This is a genomic window from Mesorhizobium sp. M0751 (assembly GCF_040320265.1).
Lineage (GTDB): Bacteria > Pseudomonadota > Alphaproteobacteria > Rhizobiales > Rhizobiaceae > Mesorhizobium.
Window position 1 is genome coordinate 148,439 of sequence record NZ_JAMYPH010000006.1, and the last position, 24,079, is coordinate 172,517.

A 24,079-nucleotide genomic window follows, 5' to 3' on the forward strand; every position below is an offset into this window, starting at 1 on the left:
AGACGCGCGGCGCCGCAACCGTCAGATCACCAGGCCTTTGGTCAGCTCAAGCGCCTGGCGTTCGAACAGCCGGCGGTAGATGCCGCCTTGCAGCCGGATCAGCTGGTCATGCGAGCCCTCTTCCACGATGCGGCCGCGATCGAACACCAAAAGCCTGTCCAGCGCCCGCACCGTCGACAGCCGGTGGGCAATGACCAGCGTCGTGCGGCCGACCATCAACCGCTCCATCGCCTGCTGGATCAGCACCTCCGATTCCGAATCGAGGCTCGACGTTGCCTCGTCCAGGATGAGAATGCGCGCATCGGCAAGGAAGGCGCGTGCGATTGCGACCCGCTGACGCTCACCACCCGATAGCTTTACGCCACGCTCGCCGACCAGCGTGCCATAGCCTTTCGGCAAATTGGCGATGAAGTCATGCGCGCTGGCCAACCGCGCCGCGTGCTCGATCTCGGCCTGCGTGGCGGCCGGCCGGGCATAGGCGATGTTTTCGGCCAGCGACCGGTGGAACAGGATCGGGTCCTGCTGGACGATTTGCGATCTGTGCGCGCAGCGACGCCTGCGCGACATCGGCAATGTCCTGATCGTCGATCAGGATATTTCCGGCAGTCACGTCATAGAGGCGCTGGATCAGCTTGACGAACGTCGTTTTGCCGGAACCCGAATGGCCAACCAGCCCGACGCGCTCGCCCGGCGCGATATCCACCGAAAAGTCGCGATAGAGCGGCAAGCGATGGCTGCCATAATGGAACGTGACATTGTCGAAGGTGATACGGCCATCGGTGATCCGGATCGGTTTGGCACCGGGCCGATCCTCGATGCCGAGTGGTTCGGACTGGAAGTCGACCAGTTCCTCCATGTCGTTGATCGAGCGCTGCAGATTGCGAATATGCGTGCCGATGTCGCGCAGATAGCCTTGCAGCACGAAGAATGAGGTCAGCACGAAGGCGATGTCGCCGGCGCTCGCCTGTCCCCACGACCACAACAGCAGGGCGAATCCGATGACCGCTGCCCGCAAAAGCAGCAGCATCGTCCCTTGCGTGGTGCCGTTGACGGTGCCGCGCACCCAGGTGCGGCGCGTGCGGCCGCGCCATTTGGCGACGACCTCGGCAAGCCGTGTCTCCTCGCGTTCCTCGGCGCCAAAACCCTTGACCACGGCATTGCAGCTCACCGCATCGGCCAGCGAGCCGCCAAGCCGTGTGTCCCACGCATTGGCAAGCCTTGCCGCGGGCGCGACATAGCCAAGCGACAGCATCGTCGTCACCGCTATGAACAGAACCGAACCGGTGGCGACGACAGCACCCATAAGCGGCCAGAACCAGCCGAGCAGCAGCGTCGAGCCGACGAGCATGACGACCGATGGCAGCAGCGCGATCAGGATCGTGTCGTTGAGCAGGTCGAGCGCCCACATGCCGCGCGTTATCTTGCGCACCGTCGATCCGGCGAAGCTGTTGGCGTGCCAGTCGGTGGAGAAGCGCTGGACGCGGTGGAAGGCGTCGGCGGCGATATCCGCCATCATCTTCAACGTCAGCTCGACAATGGCCATGAAGGCGAGATTGCGCAGCACGACACCGGTGAGCGCCAGGGCCACCAGCATCGAAAAGGCAGCTGTCGCCGCGTTCCACGCAACATCGTCGGCCGCAGCACTGCTGGCGACGGCATCGACCAGCCGGCCGGAATAGAGCGGCGTCAGCACGTCGGCCAAGGTCGACAGCAGGAACGTGCCCATAATGCCGGCAAGCCGCCACGGCTGACGCCGCCAATGGCTGAGCGTGAAGCCAAGAACGCTGCGGAAGGCGCCCGCGCGCAAATCTATTCGAAAACGAGCCATGATGTCATTCGGGCGCAAACGAGCCCGATCCCACGAAAGTAGAAATTGAAAAAACCGCGTTGGCGCCGTTTGGCGCCCGGAGATGCGGAGGTTCGGCGTATTTGGCGGCCCCGTAGAGGGGCGGCGACCGGCAGCGGCGAAATACCTGCCTTGGTTCAGCCTTGCCGCGAGGCTATCTCGCGGCGCACTGACCAAGACCTAGGCTTCGCGGCCTCGCATAACGATGTCAAATCCTGGCATTCGGTTCCTCCTGAAGGGGAATCGCGGAGAGGCGTTTATAGAGACGCCTCAACGCCGCGCCAAGTCAGTAGATAGCCGAAAGCGCATCTGGTCCAACCAGTGCGGCGATTTTGCAACAACAGCCGGTTGTGTGAGGCCTCTGTTCAAATTGCCGGGATACGGTCGAGGCGCATATAGCGGCCGTCCGTGGAAGGCCTGAAGCCGAGCTTCTCGTAGATGGAGTGTGCGTCGTTGGTTGACAGGCTCCAGTGGGTGACAGTCTTGCAATCCGGATGATCGATAAGCGCCTGGACAAGCCGGGTTCCGATGCCTTGTCCACGATGCTCGGGCCACACGATGACATCGGCTAGATAGGCAAATACCGCACGGTCGGAAATCGCCCGGCCAAAGCCGACCTGATTGCCGGCGACATAGGCGCCGACGCAAAGCGAGTTGGAAAAGGCGCGGCGGTGCAGTTCATCGCTGCGGCCGCTGCCCCAATAGCTCTCCTTCAAAATGTCGGACGTCGCCCGGAAGTCGATCCGCGACAGGTCGAAGCTGATCTCAAAGTTGGCCATGGCTAAACCGTTACGCAGGCCAATTGCCTACCCGCCATCCCTGAACCGGTTGGTAATGGGATAGCGGCGGTCGCGGCCAAAATTCTTCCTGGTGATCTTCACGCCGGGCGCCGCCTGCCGGCGTTTGTATTCGGCGACGTAAAGCAGGTGCTCGACGCGGGCCACCGTCGCCCGGTCATGGCCGCGGGCAATGATCTCATCGACGCCCATCTCGTTCTCGACCAGACACTCCAATATGTCATCGAGCACTGGATAGGGCGGCAGCGAATCCTGGTCGGTCTGGTTCTCACGGAGCTCTGCCGAGGGCGCCTTGTCGATGATATTGTTCGGGATTACCTCGCCGGACGGACCGAGTGCGCCCGGCGGCACATGCGCGTTGCGCCAGCGCGACAACGCATAGACCTGCATCTTGTAAAGATCCTTGATCGGATTGAAGCCGCCATTCATGTCGCCGTAGAGCGTAGCGTAGCCGACCGACATCTCGCTCTTGTTGCCAGTGGTGACGACCATCGAGCCGAACTTATTGGAAATTGCCATCAGGATGGTGCCGCGTGCACGGCTCTGCAGGTTCTCCTCGGTAATGCCTTCCTTGGTGCCTTCGAAAAGCTGCGTCAGCGCGTGCAGGAAACCTTCGACCGGCTCGAAAATCGGCACGATATCGTAGCGGCAGCCGAGCGCGCGGGCGCAGTCCTCGGCATCCTTCAGCGAGTCCTTAGAAGTGTAGCGGTAAGGCATCATCACGGCGCGCAGCCGTTCCTCGCCGAGCGCATCGACGGCAAGTGCCGCGCAGATCGCCGAATCGATGCCGCCGGAGAGGCCGAGCACGACATTCTTGAAACCGTTCTTGTTGACGTAGTCGCGCAGGCCCAACATGCAGGCGCGATAGTCGGCCTCTTCCTTTTCAGGGATTTTCGACATCGGTCCGTCAGAGCAGACCCAGATGTCATTCTTTCGCTTCCAGGTGGTGACGTTGACCGTCTCCTCGAACTGGCTCATCTGGAAGGCCAGCGTCTTGTCAGAACCTATGGCAAACGATGCGCCATCGAAAACCAGCTCGTCCTGGCCGCCAAGCTGGTTGGCATAGATAATCGGCAGTCCGCATTCGATGACCTGGCGGATGACGATCTGGTGGCGGACATCGACCTTGCCGCGGTAATAGGGCGAGCCGTTCGGGACCAGCAGGATTTCCGCGCCGCTTTCGGCCAGCGTCTCGCAGACGGCAACCTCGCCCCAGATATCTTCGCAGATCGGCACTCCCACGCGCACGCCGCGGAAATTGACCGGCCCCTGGATCTCGGGGCCGGCCTGGAAGACGCGCTTCTCGTCGAACTCACCGTAATTCGGCAGATCGAGCTTGTAGCGTTCGGCAAGGATCTTGCCGCCATCGGCAAAGATGATCGAATTGTGGGTGCCGGTCTTGCGCTTCAACGGCGTGCCGATAATGAAACCCGGGCCGCCGTCGGCGGTATCGCCGGCGAAATCCTCCGCCGCCCGCTCGCAGGCCTTCAGGAAGGCGGGCTTCAGCACCAGATCCTCAGGCGGATAGCCGGAAAGGAAAAGCTCGGTAAACAGCACGAGGTCGGCGCCTTGGCGGGCGGCATCCGCCCTCGCCTCGCGTGCCTTGGCAAGATTGCCGGCGACGTCGCCGACCGTCGGATTGAGCTGGGCGACGGCGATGCGCAATATGTCTGGAGCGGTCTTGTCTGTCATGCCCGTGGGTTTAGCGCGGCAAAATTCGTCGGGCAATGGCGTTCGTTTGGACCAAACAGTCGATCCTATTCGCCCATATATTCGCGCAAGGCTTCCGGCGGATGGTTCTCGCCGATCGACATTGCCAGAATGCGCGAAATGTGTCGGCGCGGCAGCCCGGTTTCCGCCGCCCAGGCGTTGATCTGCGCCTGGATCCTGCCCAGATCCTTCTTCGACGTTGGGCTCTGCGCAATGTCGAGCCCGGCGTCACGCAGCGCTGCCGCCATGTCGGCCGAGACGATGAAGGCGTCCCACTCCAGCCAGCGCAGAAAATACTGGCCAGTATTGCCGCCGAGCCGGCTGCCATGCTTGCTGAGATAGGCCATCAACCCGACCTGGTCATCCGCCGGCCAATTGGCCAGGAACGTGCCGAAGCTGCCATGCTCCTTCGAGACGCGCTCGACGAAGGCTGCGTTGTCGCGTACGGATTTGATCTTCTGCGGATTGCGCACGATGCGCTTGTCAGCGGTGAGATCGTGCCAGAAATCGTCAGGCTGGAACAGCAGCCGCTTCGGTTCGAAGCCAAGAAATGCTTCCTCGAAACCCGGCCATTTCTGCTCGATGACGCGCCAGACAAAGCCGGCGGCAAAAACCCGCTCGGCCATGGTCGACAGGATCCGGTCGTCTGTAATCTTTGCCACCGCGGCATTGTCGGGCATGGGACCCAGCAGCGACGTAAGCGCTGCCTCACCGCCTTTGCGCTTCGCTGCACGGACGCGAATTTTCCGAAAATCCATCATTGTTTCCTGACCCCATCGCGTCAATCTACCACTTCCCGTATGAACCGGCAGCTTCTACCTCATCGCTGACGACGGAGGCGACGATGAATAAAACGATCGAGGACATGGCAAACCGCTGGCTGAAGCGAAAGCCCGACGGCCTCAGCGCGCTCGAAAGCCGGGTGCTGCAATCTACGCTCGAGCGCACCACGATCTCCAAGGACACCAACAAGGCCGTCGCCTTTCACCAGACATTTGGAGATCGCCTGGCCGACACCATCGCCCGGATCGGCGGCTCGTGGTCCTTCATCCTGGCATTCATTGGCTTCCTGATCCTGTGGACGGCAGGCAATGTCTGGCTCTTGTCGCGCGCCGCCTTCGATCCCTATCCCTTCATCTTCCTCAATCTCGTGCTTTCCATGGTCGCCGCCCTGCAAGCGCCAGTGATCATGATGGCGCAGAACCGCCAGACGGAGCGCGATCGAATCGACGCCGCCCACGACTATGAGGTTAATCTCAAGGCCGAGATCGAGATTATGGCATTGCACGAAAAGCTCGACGAACTGCGCCACAGCCAGATCATCGGCATGCGAGACGAGATTGCCCGGCTGGCCGAGCAGGTGAAGCGCATCGACGACATTCTGTCGAAGCAGCGAACGTCTTCATGACGGAAGTCATCCATCGTCTCATTGAGCAATATGGATTGGTCGCGGTCTTTCTGGGCTGTGTCGCCGAGGGCGAAAGCGCCGCAATTCTTGGCGGTTTTTTCGCGCATCAGCATGTCTTCGTCCCGTGGCAGGCGTTTCTCGCCGCCGCGCTCGGCGCCTTCGCTGGCGACACGTTCTTCTTCATCTTGGGACGGAGCTTCGCCGATCATAAATTCGTGATCAGGCTCCGAGCCCGGCCGGGCTTCAGCCACGCCTACCGCCTTGTCACCTCTCATCCCAACATTTTCGTGCTGTCGAACCGCTACATCTATGGCCTGCGACTGGTCGGCGGAATCGCGGCCGGGCTGTCGGGCATCGCCGCGGCGCGCTTCATCATCCTCAACGCCATCTCGTCGGTAGTCTGGGCGGCACTGTTCTGCACTGTCGGTTATGTCTTCGGGCTGGGCGCGGAGCACATCGTCGGCCAGGCGCTGGCCCGCCACGAGCGGTTGCTGATCGCTCTGGCAATCGGCCTCGTTGTGGCCATCCTCGGCTGGCTCGCCGCCCATATCGTCGCCAAGAAGGAACTCCACAAGGGAAGCTGATCGTCAATCAATGCCGAGCGCGCGATCACCCTTCTCGAGGATCAGCGGAATGATCAGGTCTTCCTCGTCGGCAAGATGCCGGGTCAACATGGCGATCAGCCGGCTGTTCTCGTCAGCATAGGCATCGGCGGCGAAACGCTGTTTGTCTTCGCTCTCCTGAAGCGTGCGGATGAAGGCATTTGCCGCCTGGGCATTGCGCTCCAATCCCTCATGGATTGCGTGGTGATCGGCATCGAGAATCTCGAAGCCGCGCTTCAGACGGGTCTCGGCCCTGGCGAAGACCGGAAAATAATGATGGTCCTCGACATTGTGGTGGCCGTCGAGATTGCCGAGGAAATGGTTGAGGCGCGGCGCGAACCAGCGCGCGAATTCCGGCGCGTTCAGCCTACCTTCCCGATAATCGCCGATACCGTTGGTGAGCATGCCGCCAAGCTCGCGGAACATGTCGTGCCGCTGCAGCCACATATTGGCCATGCCGTGGATGTTGGCATGCGCCTGCCAGTCCTCGCGCGGATATTTCTCGACCAGCCAGCGAAGATCGTCCGGCAGGCCCTCACGTTCGAGCAGCAGAAATCCGGCGGCATCGGCCATATCGGTTTCCTCAGACCATGATCCCGAAAAGTGGTACCGGTTTTCGGAAAAGATCATGGTCAAAACGAGAAATGCGGTGACGGCATGTAGTGTCTGAAACCTCAGATCGGTACCCCGAGGATCCGCTCGATGACGGCGATGCCCCAGACGCCGGCAGCGATCGCCACCGAAATCAGCACCGCCAGCGAACCGCAATCCTTGGCCAGTTGGATATCGATGTTGAATTCACGGCTGAACGCGTCGCATGCCGCCTCGATGCCGGTGTTCAGCACCTCGATCATGATCATGAGCAGCACCGCGCCGATCAGCAGCGCATAGCCGCGCCACGATTCCGAAAGGAACCAGCCGAGCGGCACGGCAAGCACGAGCAGCGTCAGCTCCAGCTGGAAGGCGGCCTCGCCGGTGGCCAGTTTGCGAAACGCCCGCACCGAATTGTAAAAAGCGTCGATCAGCCGCTGCATGCCAAAACCCTTCGGAATCACCGGCAGGGGATTAGCGCAATGGCTGGACCAAGGGAATAAGGCGAACTCTTCAAAATCAGTCGCCCGCCACCTTGATCGACGGCGTCGACTTCTCGAACTGCGGCAGCCCGTCATCGAGGGCGTAATAATCCCCCTTGTCGCCGACGAAGATATGGCATTCTCCTTGAAGCCCGGTTGGCGCGTCGAACAGGCCTGCCATGACCGAAACGTAGCCATCGTCGCTCGGCTTCCAGAACAGCAGAGAGCCGCATGTCTTGCAGAAGCCGCGCCTGGCGAACGAAGAAGCCTCGTACCAGGTGATGCCCTCCGCGCCGGTGATTGTGATGTCGCGGTCGGCAACGTTGGTCGCCGCATAGAAATGCCCGCTCTGCTTCCGGCACTGCGAGCAATGGCAGTAGATGACACCGCGCAGCGGTCCTCGTGTGTGGAACCGCACTGCCCCGCACAAGCATGATCCGGTGTGACTGTCAGCCATGTCGGCCTCCCGATACAATTTCCATCGCTTGGCAGGATTCCAGTTTTGCGCGCGTTAGGCACGAGTAAATACGACACCGGCGGGATTGAATACAAAAAGCGCCGGTTTTCGCCCGGCGCTTTTTCAATGACATCAAAGTTCAGATCGTATTAGCCGTTCACGGCCTGCTTGTGCTGGACCGGGTGGGTCTTCTTGAGCAGATCGGACACCAGGAACGCCAACTCGATCGCCTGGTCGGCGTTGAGGCGCGGATCGCAATGGGTGTGATATCGATCCTGCAGTTCTTCAGCGGTGATGGCGCGGGCACCACCGGTGCATTCGGTGACGTTTTTGCCTGTCATCTCGATGTGGATGCCGCCGGGATGCGTGCCTTCGGCGCGGTGCACCTCGAAGAACGTCTGCACCTCCTTCAGGATGCGGTCGAACGGCCGTGTCTTGTAGCCGGCGGCTTCGATGGTGTTGCCATGCATCGGATCCGACGACCACACCACGCTGCGGCCTTCCTTCTGCACCGCGCGCACCAGCTTGGGCAGATGGTCAGCGACCTTGTCCGAGCCGAAGCGGGCGATAAGCGTCAGCCGGCCGGGCTCGTTCTCCGGATTGAGCAGGTCGATGAGCTGCAACAGGCCATCTGGCGTCAGCGACGGCCCACATTTCAGACCGAGCGGGTTCTTGATGCCGCGGCAATATTCGACATGCGCATGGTCGGGTTGGCGCGTGCGATCGCCGATCCAGATCATGTGGCCGGAGGTGGCGTACCAGTCGCCCGAAGTCGAATCGACGCGGGTCAGCGCCTCTTCATAACCGAGCAGCAGCGCCTCATGGCTGGTATAGAAATCGGTCTCGCGCAATGCGTAATTGGTCTCCGAGGTAATGCCGACGGCCTTCATGAAGTCCATTGTCTCGGTGATGCGGTTGGCAAGCGACTCGTATTTCTCCCCCTGCGGGCTGTCGGAGACGAAGCCAAGCATCCATTGATGCACGTTCTCTAGGCTGGCGTAGCCACCTTGGGCGAAGGCACGCAAAAGATTGAGCGTCGCCGCCGACTGGCGGTACGCCATCTCCTGCCTTGCAGGATCGGGAATGCGCGACTTGGCATCGAATTCGATGCCGTTGATGATGTCGCCGCGATAGCTGGGCAGCGTCACACCGCCCTTGGTCTCATTGTCGGACGAGCGCGGCTTGGCGAACTGGCCGGCGACCCGGCCGACCTTCACCACCGGCTGAGCGCCGGCGAAGGTCAGCACCACCGACATCTGCAGGAAGACGCGGAAGAAGTCGCGGATATTGTCGGCGCCATGCTCGGCGAAGCTCTCGGCGCAATCGCCGCCCTGAAGAAGGAATGCGTCACCGGCAGCGACGGCTGCAAGCTGCTTCTTCAGCTTGCGTGCCTCACCTGCAAAAACCAACGGCGGAAAGGTAGCGAGCTGGGTTTCCGTGTTCCTCAGCGCGACAAGGTCCGGATAGGCAGGAACCTGCTGGATCGGCTTAGCTCTCCACGAATTCGGCGACCATTTCGTCATCGAAGCACCCAACGCTCTTTCAGGCGGACGCCATCGCCCGCCAATCCGCCCCAAGTGGGGTCGCGGCTCCATACACGAAGCCGATTTCCTATTCTAGACCGGAATCTCAGCGCTGGCGAATGACGGCCGGCGGCGAAAGTGCCAGCGCGGTTGTGTCCAGAGCACCAGCGACACCCGGCTACGCCGCCTTCTCCACCAGCCGCGCCAGCTGCGTCATGACAACCGCTGAGCCTGCCAGCCGCTTTTCGGGCGTCGCCCAGTCACGGCTGAAGACGACGCTTTGGTCGGGCCGGATCTTGGCCAGCGAGCCCTGTTCGGCGATGAGCTTGACCAGCCCGACCGGATTGGGGAATTCCCGCTTGCGGAAATGGATGACGACGCCTTTCGGCCCGGCGTCGAGCTTCTCCACGTTGGCCTTACGGCAAAGCGCCTTGATGAAGACGATCTTCAACAGATGCTTTACCTCTTCCGGCAGCGGCCCGAACCGGTCGATCAGCTCGGCGCCGAAAGCATCGATCTCTTCCGTATTTTCGAGATCGCCAAGGCGGCGATAGAGCGCCAACCTGAGCTGCAGGTCCGGGACATAGCTTTCCGGGATCATCACCGCCGTGCCGACGGCGATCTGCGGCGACCAGCCGCCGTCCTGCACCTCGCCGGAATCCTTCACTTCGGCCACCGCCTCTTCCAGCATCTGCTGGTAGAGTTCGAAGCCGACCTCCTTGATGTGGCCCGACTGCTCTTCTCCAAGCAGATTGCCGGCGCCGCGGATATCGAGGTCGTGGCTGGCCAGCTGGAAACCGGCGCCGAGCGTATCGAGCGATTGCAGCACTTTCAGTCGACGCTCGGCCGTATCGGTGAGCTTGCGGTTGGCCGGCAGCGTGAACAGCGCATAGGCGCGCACCTTCGAACGGCCGACGCGGCCACGCAGCTGATAGAGCTGCGACAGTCCGAACATATCGGCGCGGTGCACGATCAGCGTATTGGCGGTCGGTATATCGAGGCCGGATTCGACGATTGTGGTCGACAAAAGCACATCGTATTGGCCGTCATAGAAGGCGTTCATGATGTCGTCGAGTTCGCCGGGCGGCATCTGGCCATGGGCCACCGCCACTTTCAGCTCAGGCACGGATTCGCGCAGGAAATCATGGATTTCCGCGAGATCGCTGATGCGCGGTACGACATAGAAGGAATGGCCGCCACGGTAGCGCTCGCGCAGCAGCGTCTCGCGGATGACCAGCGGATCGAAGGGGGAGATGAAGGTACGCACCGCCATGCGATCGACCGGCGGCGTGGCGATCAGCGACAGCTCACGCACCCCGGTCAAGGCAAGCTGCAGCGTTCGCGGGATCGGCGTCGCCGACAGCGTCAGAACGTGGACGTCGGTCTTGAGATCCTTCAGCCGCTCCTTGTGCTTGACGCCGAAATGCTGCTCCTCGTCGATGATCAGCAGGCCGAGATTCTTGAACGAGATCGCGGAGCCGAGCAGTGCGTGCGTGCCGATGACGATGTCGACTTGGCCTTCGGCGACGCCCTTCTTGGTCTCGGCCAGTTCCTTGGCGCCGACCAGCCGCGAGGCCTGGGCGACGCGGATCGGCAGGCCGGAGAAGCGCTGCGAGAAGGTCTTGAAATGCTGGCGCGACAACAATGTCGTCGGCACCACCACCGCGACTTGAAAGCCTTCCATCGCCGCGATGAAGGCGGCACGAAGCGCGACTTCGGTCTTGCCGAAGCCGACATCGCCGCAGATCAGCCGGTCCATCGGCTTTCCGGCGCCCAGATCATCCATGACCGAATCGATCGCCGTTTGCTGGTCATCGGTTTCCTCATAGGGGAAACGCGCTGCAAACTCGCCATAGAGGCCGTCCGCCGGCACCAGCGCCGGTGCAGCCCGCATTTGCCGCTCGGCGGCGATGCGGATCAGCTGACCGGCCATGTCAAGCAGGCGTTTCTTCAGCCGTGCCTTGCGCGATTGCCAGGCGCCGCCGCCAAGCTTGTCGAGCGTCGCCTCGGCCGAATCCGAGCCATAGCGCGACAGCAGCTCGATGTTTTCCACCGGCAAGAACAGCCGATCGTCGCCGGCATAGTGGATTTCGAGGCAATCGTGCGGCGCACCGACCGCCTCGATGGTGCGCAGCCCGATGAAGCGGCCAATGCCATGGTCGGCATGGACGACGATATCGCCTGAGGACAATGCCGAAGCCTCGGCGATGAAGTCGGACGCACGCTTCTTGCGCTTCGAGCGCCGGATCAGCCGGTCGCCGAGAATGTCCTGCTCGGCGACGACGACCAGTTTCTCCGTCTCGAAGCCGGATTCGAGCGGCAGCACGGCCAGTCCCGCCTGCCCTGGCTCAAGCTTTCCGGCTTCGGCAAGCGTCGCCACCGGTTTCAGGTTGCCAAGGTGATGCTCGGCCAGGATCTGGCCGAGCCGGTCGAGCGAACCTTCAGTCCAGCCGGCGACGATGACACGGCGGCCTGCAGCGCGCTCGTCGGAAATGTGTTTTACGACGACGTCGAAGACGTTGGCGTTAGGGTCGGCGCGTTCCTCGACGAAGCTGCGACCATGGCGCGAGCCGGCATGGAACACCTTTTTCGCACCGGCATCGGGCGCGTCGAAGGAGGTGAAGTCTATCGCTTCGCGCGGGCCAAGCGAGGCAATCAGGTTCTCGGGCGACAGATAAAGCAAATCCGGCGGCACCGGCTTGTAGGGCACGGCATCCTTCAAGGCGCCGTCGGCCTGCTTTTTGCGCGCCTCGTAATGATCGAGGATCAGCGCATGGCGCTCGGCCAGTGCCTCATGTGCCAGATGGTCGAACACCACGGGCGCATCAGGCAGATAGTCGAACACGGTTTCCAGCCGCTCATAGAAGAACGGCAGCCAGTGCTCCATGCCGGCAAACCGCCTGCCCTCGCTGACTGCCGCATAGAGCCCATCGTCGCGCGAGGGCGCGCCAAAGGCTTCGATGTAGGCGCGGCGGAAGCGGCTGATGGTTTCCGGCGTCAGCGCCACCTCGCTCATTGCCTGTAGCGCCATCGACTTGCGCTGGCCGGTCGTGCGCTGTGTTGCGGTATCGAAGACACGGATCGATTCCAGCGTATCGCCGAAGAAATCGAGGCGCAGCGCCTCCGCCCAGCCGGGCGCGAAGAGATCGAGAATACCACCGCGCACCGCAAATTCGCCGATGCCGCGCACCGTCGGCACTCGCTCGAAGCCCGAAGTCTCAAGCCGCGACACCAGCGCGTTCATGTCGATCTGGTTGCCGGGCTTGGCGTGAAAGGTCTGCGCCTCGACGAGTTCCGCCGGCGGAATGCGTTGAAGCAAGGCATTCGCGGTGGTGAGAATGACGGCGCGGTGAGGCTTCTTCGCCAGCGCGATCATCGCTGCCAGCGCATCGAGCCGCTTTGCGGCGGCGTCGGCGCCGGGCGAGACGCGGTCGTAAGGCAGGCAATCCCAGGCCGGCAGTTCCAGCACAGGCAGGCCCGGCGCGGCAAAGGCAAGCGCCTCGACGATCGCCGGCAGACGCTGGCCGTCGCGCGCCACGAACAGCACCGGCTTGTCCGGTGCGATCTCGTGCGCAGCCTGCACCAGCGCAAAGGCTTCGTAGCCGTCGGCGACGCCATCGACGATGAACTGGCCGGCGCGGCCTTTCGGCAGACCGATCGTAGGGATAAGGCTCATGGCTACACGTTGTTCAGAAGGTCATCTCCCGGCGCGAAGCCAGGATTTTTTGCAGGACGGCACAGTCGACATCCGCCGGAACCGGGCGTTCGCCGGTGACGAGAGGAAGGAATTCGGTGTCGGGAATGTCGAGGAGCCTCTCATATTGGTCGATTTCGTCGCCGGTCAAGGCACCGATCTCGGCGTCGGCGAAGCTGCCGAGTATAAGGTCCATCTCGCGCATGCCGCGGTGCCACGAACGAAACAGAAGCTTGCGGCGGCGGGCATCGAGGCCCTCGCTTGATCGTTTCGTTCCCGTCATCGTGCAGCATCCTTGCCCAGGCGGCGCATATAGCGTGGATAGAAGGCGGTGTCAGCCTTGCGCTACAGTCGCCGCAACATAAGCTGACATCATGCGTCCCTCCCTCCTCGATCCGCTGTTTGTCCCGATCACCTCGCTTGTCGGCGTCGGGCCAAAAGTTGGCGCCCTGATCGAAAAAGTCGTAGCAGCCGACCTCGGCGACCGGGACGCGCGCGCCGGGGACCTCTTGTTCGTGCTGCCGCATACTGTCATCGACCGCCGCAACCGGCCGGGCATCGCCGGTTCGGCCGAGGGCGCCATCGTTACGCTCGACGTACGCATCGACCGCCACCAGCCGCCGCCACGCGGCAACAGGTCGGTCCCGTACCGAGTCTACGCCCATGACGACACCGGCGAGATCGCGCTCACCTTCTTCCATGCCCATGCTGCCTATCTCGAAAAAGCAATGCCCGTCGGCGAGCATGTCGTCGTCTCAGGCCGCATGGAATGGTTCAACGGCCGCCCGACCATGGTTCACCCCGACCATATCGCACTTGCCGGCGACGCGGAAAACCTGCCGCTGGTCGAGCCTGTCTATCCGCTGACCGCCGGGCTCTCGGGCAAGGTGCTGCGCCGGGCCATCGGCCAGGCGCTGGCCCGCCTGCCGGCGCTGCCCGAATGGCAGGACGGTGAGTTCCGGCGCCGCCATGCCTTTCCTGCTTTCGGCGATGCGCTCAACCGCATCCACAATCCTACCGACCCGATCGACGTCTCTGTCGACGGCGCAGCGTGGCGGCGCCTTGCCTATGACGAGTTCTTGGCCGGCCAGGTATCGCTGGCGCTGGTGCGGGCCAAGGTCCGCCGATTATCGGGCCGGCCACTCGTCGGCGACGGCCGCATAGTCGAACAACTGCGCGTGGCACTCCCCTATTCGCTGACCATGTCGCAGGAAATGGCGCTTGCCGAAATCAACGCCGATCTCGGTGACCCCGAACGCATGCTGCGCCTTTTGCAGGGCGATGTCGGCTCCGGCAAGACGGTGGTCGCGCTGCTTGCCATGGCGCGTGCCGTCGAGGCCGGCGGCCAGGCGGCATTGATGGCACCGACCGAAATCCTGGCGCGCCAGCATCTCGCAACGATTGCGCCGTTGGCGGAACGGTCCGGCTTGCGCGTCGCCATCCTCACCGGCCGCGAAAAGGGCCGCGAGCGCGCCGACACGCTGACCGGGCTGGCCAATGGTGACATCGACATCATCGTCGGCACCCATGCGCTGTTCCAGGAAACGGTGACGTTCCATGACCTCGTGCTCGCCGTCGTCGACGAGCAGCACCGTTTCGGCGTCCACCAGCGCCTTGCGATCACGGCCAAGGGCGATGCGCCCGACATGCTGGTGATGACGGCAACGCCGATACCGCGGACGCTGGTGCTAACTGCATTCGGCGACATGGATGTGTCGAAGCTGACGGAAAAGCCGGCCGGCCGCCAGCCGATCCGCACCGTCACCTTGCCGCTTGAACGGCTCGACGAACTGATCGGCCGCATGCTCGACGCCGTCGCCGATGGCCAGAAAATCTACTGGATCTGTCCGCTGGTCGAGGAATCCGAGGAGATCAACCTGATGTCGGCCGAGGACCGTTTTGCCTCGCTGAAGCCGCTGTTCGGCGACCGCATCGGCCTGGTGCACGGCCGCATGAAAGGCGCCGACAAAGACGCGGCGATGCGCGCCTTCAAGCAGGGCGACACCCGTATCCTGATCGCCACCACCGTCATCGAGGTCGGCGTCGATGTGCCGGATGCGACGATCATGGTCATCGAGCATGCCGAACGTTTTGGCCTCGCCCAACTGCATCAATTGCGCGGCCGGGTCGGGCGCGGCGACAAGCCTTCATCCTGCGTGCTGCTCTACAAGGATCCGCTCGGCGAGACGGCAAAACGCCGTCTGTCGGTGATGCGCGAGACCGAGGACGGCTTCCGTATCGCCGAAGAGGATCTGAAGCTGCGCGGCGAAGGCGAGTTGCTCGGCACCCGCCAGTCCGGCACGCCGGGCTTCCAGGTGGCGCGCATCGAGGCGCATGCCGACCTGCTCGAGGCCGCTCGCGACGATGCGCGGCTGATCCTGTCGCGCGATCCGGAACTGCAGTCCGAACGCGGCACGGCGCTGCGCCTGTTGCTCTATCTGTTCGGCCGTGACGAGGCCGTTCGGCTGCTCCGTGCCGGCTGAGGCATCGTGCCAAGCGGAGGATTGGCAAGCGCGCCGTGGATCTGCTCGCCGTTCACCGTCACCATTTTGACGGCCGGCGCCACCAGGCCGGCCGACACGATCAGCTTGGCTCCGTCCTCGATTGTCATGTCGAGCAGCACAATGTCGGATTTCGGCACATACATCAGAAAGCCCGTCGTCGGGTTGGGCGTACAGGGCATGAACACGGCAATCAGCGGATCGCCTTCCCGGTCGAGCTTCTGGTTGATCTCGGTTTCCTTCTCGCTGGCGACGAAAACCAGCGACCAGACCCCCTTGCGCGGATATTCGACCAACCCGACCTGGCGGAACATGTCGCCCTTGTTCGACAGCACGGTCTCGAAAATCTGCTTCAGCGAACGGTAGATGCCGCGCACCAGCGGCATGCGGCCAAGCAGGCGCTCGCCGAAATTGACGATGGCGCGGCCAACGATATTGGCGGTCATAAAGCCGATGAAGGTGATGAGGATCAGGGCAACGATCAGCCCAAAACCCGGCACTGGAAACGGCAAGTAGGTGTCGGGATTGTAGCGCACTGGAATGTAGGGTTTCACCCAGGAATCGACCCAGCCGATCAGCGACCAGGCAATGTAGGCGGTGATCGCGAGCGGCGCGCAAACGACGAAGCCGGTCAGGAAATAGTTTCTCAGCCGGGTCATGCCTGAGGTCTTGAGAGCATCCGACATGGTTCACCGCAGCGTGTGTTTGCAGCGCGACACTACTGAACCCGAAGGCGCTTTGGAATGGCGAAGTTTTTAAACGAGACCTATTCCACCGTTACCGATTTCGCCAGGTTGCGAGGCTGGTCGACATCCGTGCCCATGAACACGGCGGTGAAGTAAGCGAGCATCTGGATCGGCAGCGCGTAGATGATCGGCGAGATGATTTCCGGCACGTCCGGCAAAACGATCGTCTCCATCGTCTTCACCGTAGCGTGTGCGGCGCCCTTGCTGTCGGTGATCAGGATGATCTTGCCGCCGCGTGCCGCCACCTCCTGCATGTTCGACACGGTCTTTTCGAAGATGCGGTCATGCGGGGCGATGACGATGACAGGCATGTTCTCGTCGATCAGCGCGATCGGGCCGTGCTTCAACTCGCCGGCGGCATAGCCTTCGGCGTGGATATAGGAAATTTCCTTGAGCTTCAGCGCGCCTTCCATGGCCAGCGGAAAATTGGTGTCACGGCCGAGATAAAGCACGTTTTTGTAGTGCGAGAGGTCGCGCGCGATCTTTTCGATCTGACCGTCGAGCTTTAGCACCTGGTTCGCATAACGCGGCGCTTCCGACAGCTCGCGTATCAGCGTTTTCTCCTGCTCATGCGAAATCGTTCCGCGCGCCACCCCGGCCCGCACCGCCAGTGAGGCTAGCACGGAAAGCTGGCAGGTGAACGCCTTGGTCGAGGCGACGCCGATCTCCGGGCCGGCCAATGTCGGCAGGATGACGTCGGATTCGCGCGCCATGGTCGATTCGCGCACATTGACGACCGCGCCGATCTTCATGCCAGCCTTGCGGCAGTAGCGCAGCGACGCCAGCGTGTCGGCGGTCTCACCCGATTGCGAGATGAAGAAAGCAGCATCGTTCTTCGACAGCGGCATCTCGCGGTAGCGGAACTCCGAAGCGACATCGATGTCGACCGGCAGCCGCGCATAGCGCTCGAACCAGTATTTGCTGATCAGCCCGGCGAGATAAGCGGTGCCGCAGGCCGAGATCGCCAGCCGGTCGATCTTGGCGAAATCGAATGGCAGGTCGAGCGGCTTCGAGACGCCGCCGACGAAATCAACATAATGCGCCAGCGTGTGCGAGATCACTTCCGGCTGCTCATGGATTTCCTTTTCCATGAAATGGCGGCGGTTGCCTTTGTCGACCATGAAGCTCGTGCTGAGCGACTGTTGGCGTTTGCGGTCGACCTTGTTGCCGCCCATGTCGAAGATATCGACCTCGTTGCGGCGCACCACCGCCCAGTCGCCGTCTTCCAGATAGGTGATCGAATTGGTGAAAGGGGCAAGCGCAATGGCGTCGGAGCCAAGGAACATCTGGCCATCGCCATGACCGACCGCGAGCGGTGGGCCGTTGCGGGCGCCGACGATCAGATCCTCGTCGCCCTTGAACATGATGGCGAGCGCAAAGGCGCCTTCCAGCCGCTTCAGCGCCTTGTGCGCCGCCTCAACCGGCTTCAGCCCCTTGGCCAGTTCGCGCGCCACCAGATGAGCGACGACTTCGGTATCGGTCTGCGACGTGAAGCTGTAGCCGTCGCGCATCAGCTCGTCGCGCAATTCGGCGAAATTCTCGATGATGCCGTTATGGACGATGGCGACGCCGTCAGAAAAATGCGGATGCGCATTGCTCTCGTTCGGAACGCCATGCGTGGCCCAGCGCGTGTGGCCGATGCCGATCATGCCGTCGAGTGGTTCGTCCTTCAGCCGGCGCTCGAGATTGACCAGCTTGCCCTCGGCGCGGCGGCGGTCAAGCCTGCCGTGCTTGATCGTGGCGACGCCGGCCGAGTCATAGCCGCGATATTCGAGCCTTTTTAGCGCATCGACGATAAGCGGCGCGACCGGCGAGTTACCGATAATTCCAACGATACCGCACATGGCGCTTGCCCCCGATTCCGACCTCAAACCCGGCGCTATTTAGAGACTGCCGGGCTGTCGCGAAAAATCACATTCCATTTCGTCCGGTATCAGCCGGACTATCCTGCACAGATGCACCATGACAGGGCGCACTTGCAATCCGGTTACTGCAATTGCTCAGTTTCTCCGCTTATGTATCCTACCTCGGCTCAACGGCTCAAGAAATCAGTCAAAGACATGATGCGGCTATGAACGAACGAATTGACACGGTGACGCTTTGGCGCCCGGTTGGGCCCCGCGAACTGGAGTTGATCCAGAAGATAGGGATGCGCGCCTTTCCGCCTCGACTTGCCGATCAGCCGATCTTCTATCCGGTCACCAGCGAGGCCTATGCCACCCAGATCGCCCGAGACTGGAATGTGCCCGCGAGCGGATCAGGTTTCGAGGTGCGTCGCAGCTTTCTGGACCCTTACAGTGTCCAGCATGCCGGCAGCCGGGCGCATCTGGAATACTGGATCCCGGCCGAAGACCTGTCGGCCTTCAACGATGCAATCGTTGGCGAAATCCAGCTTGTCGCCGAGTTCCGCTAGTCTACCCTTTTTTGCGGGCCGCCGCGGCCGAAGAAAAACGCTCGCGCAACTCCTTGCCCTTGCCGGGTAGAGTCCGCTGGCGGGCACGGCCGAAGGCCAACGCATCGTCGGGTACGCTTTCGGTGATGACGCTGCCCGAGGCGATGTAGCCGCCCTTGCCGATCGACACCGGCGCCACCAGCGAGGAGTTCGAGCCGATGAAGGCGCCCTCGCCGATGTCGGTGAAGAATTTCGAATAGCCGTCATAGTTGCAGGTGATGGTGCCGGCGCCGATATTGGCACCGGCGCCGATGCGGGCATCGCCGATATAGGTCAGATGGTTGACCTTGGCGCCCTCCTCGACGATCGCCTGCTTTACCTCGCAGAAATTGCCGACCTTGGCCTTGTTTCTCAGATCGGCCCCTGGTCGCAGCCGCGCGAACGGCCCGACATCGCAATTCGATGCGATGGTGGCGCCTTCGATATGGCTGAAGGCATGGATCTTGGCGCCCGTGGCGATTATTACGCCCGGCCCGAACCAGACATTGGGTTCGATGATCGTGTCGGCGCCGATCTCGGTATCGTGCGAGAAGAATACGGTTTCGGGCGCAATCAGCGTAACGCCAGAAAGCATCGCCTCGCGCCGCCGGCGCGTCTGCCAGATACCTTCCGCCTGGGCAAGCTCGGCACGGTTGTTGATGCCGAGCGCGTTCTCGAAACTGGCTTCGGTGGCTACGACATCAAGTCCCTGCGCAGCGGCGATCTCGACGATGTCGGTGAGATAATACTCGCCCTTGGCGTTCTTGCTGTCTACTTGATCGAGCAGCTTCAGGGCGTGCCTGCCAGCGACCGCCATCAGCCCGCCATTGCAGAAGGTGATTTTCTTCTCCTCGTCCGAGCAGTCCTTCTCCTCGCGGATGGCCACGAGCTTGCCGGCCTTTTCGATAAGCCGGCCGTAGCCCGAAGGATTCTCTGTACGGAAGCCGACCACGACGACGGCCGCACCTTCGGCCAGCTTCAGCCGCGTCGCCGCGAGCGCTTCCGAATCGATCAACGGCGTGTCGCCAAACATCACCAGGATGTCGTCGTAACCCTTTGATATTGCTACGCGTGCGGCAAGCACGGCGTGCGCGGTGCCGAGACGTTTCTCCTGGACGAAAGCCTCGGCCTTGGGCGCAAACTTGAGTGCGGCCTTGCGCATCTCATCGGCGCCATGGCCGATCACCAGCGCCAGATCGCCGCTGCCGGCGGCTTCGGCCGCCTTGACGACATGGGCAACCATCGGCAGGCCGGCGATTGTGTGCAGCACTTTCGGCACCGCACTCTTCATGCGCGTGCCTTCGCCAGCGGCGAGGATGATGGACAGGCAGGATCTCTGGCTCATGGGGACAGCAACCGTTGAAAGGGGTCTGGAATCGAAGCGTTAGTAGCACCGGCGCCATGCTGCACCAATGCGGTTAAATTCCGGTGAGACGGTGGAACCTCCAACCCGCGACACGCTCAAGCAGATCGGCTCAGGCGGCTTCCGCCTCGTTGCGTGATGCGAAGCTGGGGGCTCGGCCACGGCCGTATTGCCGTGGCGAACAGTTCATGACCCGCTTGAAGGCCGTGCTGAAGGCGCTTTCGGATTCGTAGCCGAGCGACAGCGCGATGACGGCGACGGGATCGCTGGAATTCGTCAGCCGGTCGCCGGCCAGCAGCATTCGCCAGCGCGTCAAATAGTCCATCGGCGACGCGCCGACCGTCTCCTTGAATCTGAGCGCAAAGGTCGATCGCGACATGCCGGCCCGTTCCGCCAGTTCCTGTAACGTCCAGCCATGCGCTGGATTGTCATGCATGGCGCTGATCGCCGCGCCGATCTGTTTGTCCGCGAGGGCAAAGAGCCAGCCGATGCCGCCTTTCAATCCTTCGGAAAGATGCAGCCGCAGCGCCTGAACCAGCATCATGTGGGCGAGGTGCTGAATCACCAGAAAGCCGCCCGGCTGCGGCTCGCGCAGCTCCTGCATCATTCGCTCCACCGACCAGCGCAGCGCCGACTGGTCCGACTCTTTGCGGATATGCACAATGGCTGGCAGCATCCGCAACAGGATGCCGGCATGATTGCCGCCAAGCGCGAAGCGGCTGCTGACCAGAAAGAAATCACCACCGCCATTGTGGGTCACGACACCGCCGGCTCGCGCAGGCGGAAAAATCTTGACGGCTTCAACAGGCGTCAAGCTCATGTCGCTTGAAAGGCGGAAAGGCCGTCCACTCGGCAGCAGGAAGCAGTCTCCCGTCTCAAGGCGCACTGCGTCGGCAACGCCCTCCACAGATAGCCAGCACCGGCCGGAGACCACCGCTCCGGTCTTGATGCTTTGCTGCTGGTCGGGGAACTGGATCGACCATTCACCACCAGCATCGAAACCGGCCGACATATAGTTTCGCGGCTTCAGCAGCGAGAGCACATCTGAAAGGGGATCCACGGGTCATTCCGGACGATTGCGAAGATAATACGGACTTTACCGCATAGATCGTATTTTCTCAAGCGCCTATCACGACACAACTGGGCCGCGAGCATGGTCGCGGTCAGAAATGAACAGGGAGAAGTCGTGATGCGTGTTTTCGTTACCGGCGCGACCGGATTCGTCGGTTCTGCCGTCGTTCAAGAACTCATCGGCGCCGGCCATCGTGTGCTCGGCCTCGCCCGCTCTCAGGCGTCGGCCAAGTCGCTTGCAGCCACCGGAGCCGAGGTGCATCGAGGTGACCTCGAAGACCTCGAAAGCCTGCGCAGGGGCGCGGCAGCCGCCGACGCGGTAATCCATACCGGCTTCAACCATGACTTCTCGAAATTCGCGCAAAACTGCGAAATGGACCGGCGCGCCATCGAGGCGATGGGCGGAGCACTCAAAGGCTCCGAGCGGCCCCTGCTCGTCACCTCCGGAACCGCGCTCCAGGCCCGGGGCCGTATCGCGACCGAAGAAGATGCGCCTGTTCCCGCTTCCGCCTCGTATCCCCGCGCCTCCGAAGCGACAGCCGCCGCGCTGGCGGCACGCGGGGTGCGCGCGTCGGTTGTTCGCCTTCCTCCGTCGGTCCATGGCCAGGGCGATCACGCCTTTGTTCCTATTCTCATCGACCTTGCTCGGATGAAGGGGGTGTCGGCCTATGTCGGCGGAGGGCTCAATCGCTGGCCTGCCGTGCATCGGTTCGATGCCGCCCGCGTCTACCGGCTTGCGCTCGAGCATGGAGCCGGTGGCGGGCGATATCACGCGATCGCCGAAGAAGGCGTGCCGTTCAAGGACATCGCCGGCGTGATCGGCCGTCGCCTGAACGTGCCGGTCATCGCCAAGTCCGGGGAAGAAGCCGCCGATCATTTTGGCTGGTTCGCGATGTTCGCGGCGATGGATGTCCCGACCTCGAGCGAACGGACTCGCGCGTTGCTGGGGTGGGCGCCGAGCGGACCCGGGCTCATCGCCGATATCGACCAGCCGGACTATTTCGAAGGTTGAACGGACCACGTAGCTACTGTGCCTCGCGCCGCAGCTACGGCCTCGCGCTTCGGCCGGGCGGCAACCTATCCCAATTGCCCCAGCACCGGAAAATTCTCGAGCAGCCAGTATGACACGGTCTGCACGCCGCCGGTCAGGAAAAACACGCCGGCGACCACCAACAGCGCACCGATGGCTTTTTCGACGCGGCCGAGATGGACGCGGAATTTCCCGAGAAAGCGCATGAAGGCGCCTGAAAACAGCGCCGCAACGAGGAAGGGAATACCGAGGCCGAGCGAATAGGCGGCAAGCAGCAGCGCGCCCTCGCCCACCGTCTCGCGGCCGCCGGCAAGCGTCAGGATCGGCCCCAGCACCGGGCCGATACAGGGCGTCCAGCCAAAGGCGAAGGCCAAGCCCATGACATAAGCGGCGATCAGGCTGGCCGGCTTGCCTTGTGACTGGAAGCGCGCCTCGCGTGAAAGCAGCGGGATGCGCAGTACGCCGAGGAAATTCAGCCCCATCAGGATGATCAGCACGCCAGCCGCCATTGCCAGCGGCTCCTGCCAGACCCGCAGCAGATGGCCGATGGTCGAGGCGCCGGCGCCGAGCGCGACGAAGACGGTCGAAAAGCCGAGCACGAAGGCGATGGAGGAATTAACCAGCGCGCCGCGTGCACCGGCCTTTGCCGTAATGCCGGCCTCGCCGCGGAAATCGTCGACCGACACGCCGGCCATATAGCACAGGTAAGGCGGCACCAGCGGCAGCACGCAGGGTGACAGGAACGAAATCGCTCCCGCCCCGATCGCGCTGACATAGCCGACGTCCAATGCCATTTCCGTCTCCCGATGACTGCGCAGCCATATAGCTACGACAACGGCCGTCCGCCAATCACCATCGCGTGGCCCCATCACGTTGGATAGCAAGTCGTCGCCCTCGCCTGGATCGATGGAAAACAACTCGGGAAGAAAGGGCGGCCAGGCAGCGTTGATCAAACGAAGCTGCGTTGTTCCGCGCGCTTTTCGAATGATCCAGGGAGAAGTCCATGAAAACGATCCCAATTGGCATGGTCGCGCTTTTGCTCGGCACCACGGCGTCCTTCGCCGCCGAGGCGTGGAAGGAAGCGGAGGTCGGCGGCACCAAGATCTACACCGACGCCGGCGGCATGACGCTCTACACCTACGACAAGGACGAGGCCGGCAAGTCGAACTGCTACGACAAATGCGCCGCCAATTGGCCGCCGCTGAAGGCTGACGCCAACGCCAAGGCCGAGGGCGAATGGACGATCGTCGACCGCACCGACGGCACCAGGATGTGGGCCTACGAAGGCAAGCCGCTCTACACGTTCATCAAGGACAAGAAGGCCGGCGACGTCACCGGCGAGGGTGTCGGCGGCGTTTGGCATATCGCCAAGGCCGACTAAGCCTTGAGCTTCTGATCCGCTGTAACAGGCGGTAACACGGCTGGTCGCTGGGAACTCGACCCAACCGCCCCGGCGGCCAGCTTTTCAGCACGGTAATTCCTTGCGACTGTCCGAGCAAAATGCCGGGCTACCGATCACGCGCTTCACAGCATCTGTTCAAGCAGGGCTGGCGCGTGCTCGATGTTTCTCTTATATCCGCGGGAGAGTTTGTCCCGTTCTCCAGGATCAATTGCCGGGTTTGTCCAGCGATAGGCTGCCCATTTCCCTTGTCCAGGATTGCGGAAATCGCATGGCGCGCCGTTGGGTAGCGCATTCGGTACAGGGCCGCATTTTGACTGCTTGGCCTTGACCGGATGCAAAAGCGCGGCCATGTGAGCGACACATTGAACGAGATTTCGTCGCGCGCAGCGGAATTCTTCTGCCGCATCACAACTGATATGAGACCG

The 24,079-nt window shown here is 62.3% G+C and carries 21 protein-coding genes and 1 pseudogene; 6 read left to right on the top strand and 16 right to left on the bottom strand.

Annotation, left to right across the window (positions count from 1 at the left end):
- Window positions 1-21: 21 nt before the first annotated feature.
- The 4 genes and pseudogenes from NKI19_RS12590 to NKI19_RS12605 all read right to left on the bottom strand — a co-directional run bounded on the left by NKI19_RS12590 (window position 22) and on the right by NKI19_RS12605 (window position 5,114).
- Window positions 22-1,828, bottom strand: a pseudogene (locus tag NKI19_RS12590) (ABC transporter ATP-binding protein).
- Between the two features lie 383 nt (window positions 1,829-2,211).
- On the bottom strand, window positions 2,212-2,625 hold the full coding sequence (locus NKI19_RS12595; protein WP_352491625.1) for a GNAT family N-acetyltransferase: 414 nt from the start codon (window positions 2,623-2,625) through the stop codon (window positions 2,212-2,214).
- A gap of 27 nt (window positions 2,626-2,652) precedes the next feature.
- Window positions 2,653-4,335, bottom strand: a complete 1,683-nt coding sequence (locus tag NKI19_RS12600; protein WP_352491626.1) for an NAD+ synthase — start codon at window positions 4,333-4,335, stop codon at window positions 2,653-2,655.
- Between the two features lie 65 nt (window positions 4,336-4,400).
- The gene (locus NKI19_RS12605) at window positions 4,401-5,114 is read right to left on the bottom strand and encodes a DNA-3-methyladenine glycosylase I (protein WP_352491627.1); all 714 of its coding nucleotides are present in this window, start codon (window positions 5,112-5,114) and stop codon (window positions 4,401-4,403) included.
- An 83-nt stretch (window positions 5,115-5,197) separates the two neighbouring features.
- Here NKI19_RS12605 and NKI19_RS12610 point away from each other — a divergent pair, with 83 nt between their 5' ends.
- Window positions 5,198-5,761, top strand: coding sequence for a DUF1003 domain-containing protein (locus NKI19_RS12610; RefSeq protein ID WP_352491628.1), 564 nt, complete (start codon window positions 5,198-5,200; stop codon window positions 5,759-5,761).
- On the top strand, window positions 5,758-6,345 hold the full coding sequence (locus NKI19_RS12615) for a DedA family protein (protein ID WP_352491629.1): 588 nt from the start codon (window positions 5,758-5,760) through the stop codon (window positions 6,343-6,345). The genes NKI19_RS12610 and NKI19_RS12615 overlap by 4 nt, the downstream gene beginning before the upstream one ends.
- A 3-nt stretch (window positions 6,346-6,348) precedes the next feature.
- Here NKI19_RS12615 and NKI19_RS12620 read toward each other — a convergent pair whose 3' ends face one another.
- The 6 genes from NKI19_RS12620 to NKI19_RS12645 all read right to left on the bottom strand — a co-directional run bounded on the left by NKI19_RS12620 (window position 6,349) and on the right by NKI19_RS12645 (window position 13,393).
- A complete protein-coding gene (locus NKI19_RS12620) occupies window positions 6,349-6,936 on the bottom strand; it encodes a hemerythrin domain-containing protein (RefSeq protein ID WP_352491630.1) in 588 nt (195 codons plus the stop codon).
- A gap of 101 nt (window positions 6,937-7,037) precedes the next feature.
- Complete coding sequence (locus tag NKI19_RS12625) at window positions 7,038-7,397, bottom strand: diacylglycerol kinase (RefSeq protein ID WP_352491631.1); 360 nt, start codon at window positions 7,395-7,397, stop codon at window positions 7,038-7,040.
- 76 nt (window positions 7,398-7,473) lie between these two features.
- Window positions 7,474-7,893, bottom strand: a complete 420-nt coding sequence (locus NKI19_RS12630) for a GFA family protein (protein WP_352491632.1) — start codon at window positions 7,891-7,893, stop codon at window positions 7,474-7,476.
- A gap of 149 nt (window positions 7,894-8,042) precedes the next feature.
- Window positions 8,043-9,416: a class II 3-deoxy-7-phosphoheptulonate synthase gene (locus NKI19_RS12635; protein ID WP_352491633.1), complete on the bottom strand. Its 1,374-nt coding sequence runs from the start codon at window positions 9,414-9,416 to the stop codon at window positions 8,043-8,045.
- Between the two features lie 178 nt (window positions 9,417-9,594).
- Window positions 9,595-13,092, bottom strand: coding sequence for a transcription-repair coupling factor (gene mfd / locus NKI19_RS12640; protein WP_352491634.1), 3,498 nt, complete (start codon window positions 13,090-13,092; stop codon window positions 9,595-9,597).
- Between the two features lie 13 nt (window positions 13,093-13,105).
- Window positions 13,106-13,393: an FAD assembly factor SdhE gene (locus NKI19_RS12645; RefSeq protein ID WP_352491635.1), complete on the bottom strand. Its 288-nt coding sequence runs from the start codon at window positions 13,391-13,393 to the stop codon at window positions 13,106-13,108.
- A 91-nt stretch (window positions 13,394-13,484) separates the two neighbouring features.
- Between NKI19_RS12645 and recG the strand changes: the two genes are divergently transcribed.
- The gene (gene recG, locus NKI19_RS12650) at window positions 13,485-15,593 is read left to right on the top strand and encodes an ATP-dependent DNA helicase RecG (RefSeq protein WP_352491636.1); all 2,109 of its coding nucleotides are present in this window, start codon (window positions 13,485-13,487) and stop codon (window positions 15,591-15,593) included.
- Here recG and NKI19_RS12655 read toward each other — a convergent pair.
- Both NKI19_RS12655 and glmS read right to left on the bottom strand, forming a co-directional pair.
- The gene (locus tag NKI19_RS12655; RefSeq protein WP_352491637.1) at window positions 15,545-16,297 is read right to left on the bottom strand and encodes a DUF502 domain-containing protein; all 753 of its coding nucleotides are present in this window, start codon (window positions 16,295-16,297) and stop codon (window positions 15,545-15,547) included. The two genes, recG and NKI19_RS12655, sit on opposite strands and share 49 nt — an antisense overlap.
- Before the next feature lie 80 nt (window positions 16,298-16,377).
- A complete protein-coding gene (glmS, locus tag NKI19_RS12660) occupies window positions 16,378-18,201 on the bottom strand; it encodes a glutamine--fructose-6-phosphate transaminase (isomerizing) (protein ID WP_352565329.1) in 1,824 nt (607 codons plus the stop codon).
- A gap of 227 nt (window positions 18,202-18,428) precedes the next feature.
- On the opposite strand from glmS, the gene NKI19_RS12665 reads away from it, so the two are divergent.
- On the top strand, window positions 18,429-18,770 hold the full coding sequence (locus tag NKI19_RS12665) for an ADP-ribosylation/crystallin J1 (protein WP_352493144.1): 342 nt from the start codon (window positions 18,429-18,431) through the stop codon (window positions 18,768-18,770).
- A gap of 1 nt (window position 18,771) precedes the next feature.
- Here NKI19_RS12665 and glmU read toward each other — a convergent pair whose 3' ends face one another.
- Complete coding sequence (gene glmU / locus NKI19_RS12670) at window positions 18,772-20,133, bottom strand: bifunctional UDP-N-acetylglucosamine diphosphorylase/glucosamine-1-phosphate N-acetyltransferase GlmU (RefSeq protein WP_352493143.1); 1,362 nt, start codon at window positions 20,131-20,133, stop codon at window positions 18,772-18,774.
- A gap of 130 nt (window positions 20,134-20,263) precedes the next feature.
- Entirely contained in the window at window positions 20,264-21,211 is a 948-nt protein-coding gene (locus tag NKI19_RS12675) for an AraC family transcriptional regulator (RefSeq protein WP_352493142.1), read from the bottom strand.
- Between the two features lie 129 nt (window positions 21,212-21,340).
- Between NKI19_RS12675 and NKI19_RS12680 the strand changes: the two genes are divergently transcribed.
- Window positions 21,341-22,234, top strand: coding sequence for an SDR family oxidoreductase (locus NKI19_RS12680; protein WP_352493141.1), 894 nt, complete (start codon window positions 21,341-21,343; stop codon window positions 22,232-22,234).
- 65 nt (window positions 22,235-22,299) lie between these two features.
- On the opposite strand, the gene NKI19_RS12685 is transcribed toward NKI19_RS12680, so the two are convergent.
- Entirely contained in the window at window positions 22,300-23,046 is a 747-nt protein-coding gene (locus tag NKI19_RS12685; protein ID WP_352493140.1) for a cytochrome c biogenesis CcdA family protein, read from the bottom strand.
- Between the two features lie 209 nt (window positions 23,047-23,255).
- Here NKI19_RS12685 and NKI19_RS12690 point away from each other — a divergent pair, with 209 nt between their 5' ends.
- Entirely contained in the window at window positions 23,256-23,633 is a 378-nt protein-coding gene (locus tag NKI19_RS12690; RefSeq protein ID WP_352493139.1) for a COG4315 family predicted lipoprotein, read from the top strand.
- A 143-nt stretch (window positions 23,634-23,776) separates the two neighbouring features.
- Here NKI19_RS12690 and NKI19_RS12695 read toward each other — a convergent pair whose 3' ends face one another.
- Complete coding sequence (locus NKI19_RS12695; RefSeq protein WP_352493138.1) at window positions 23,777-24,004, bottom strand: hypothetical protein; 228 nt, start codon at window positions 24,002-24,004, stop codon at window positions 23,777-23,779.
- Window positions 24,005-24,079 lie beyond the last annotated feature (75 nt).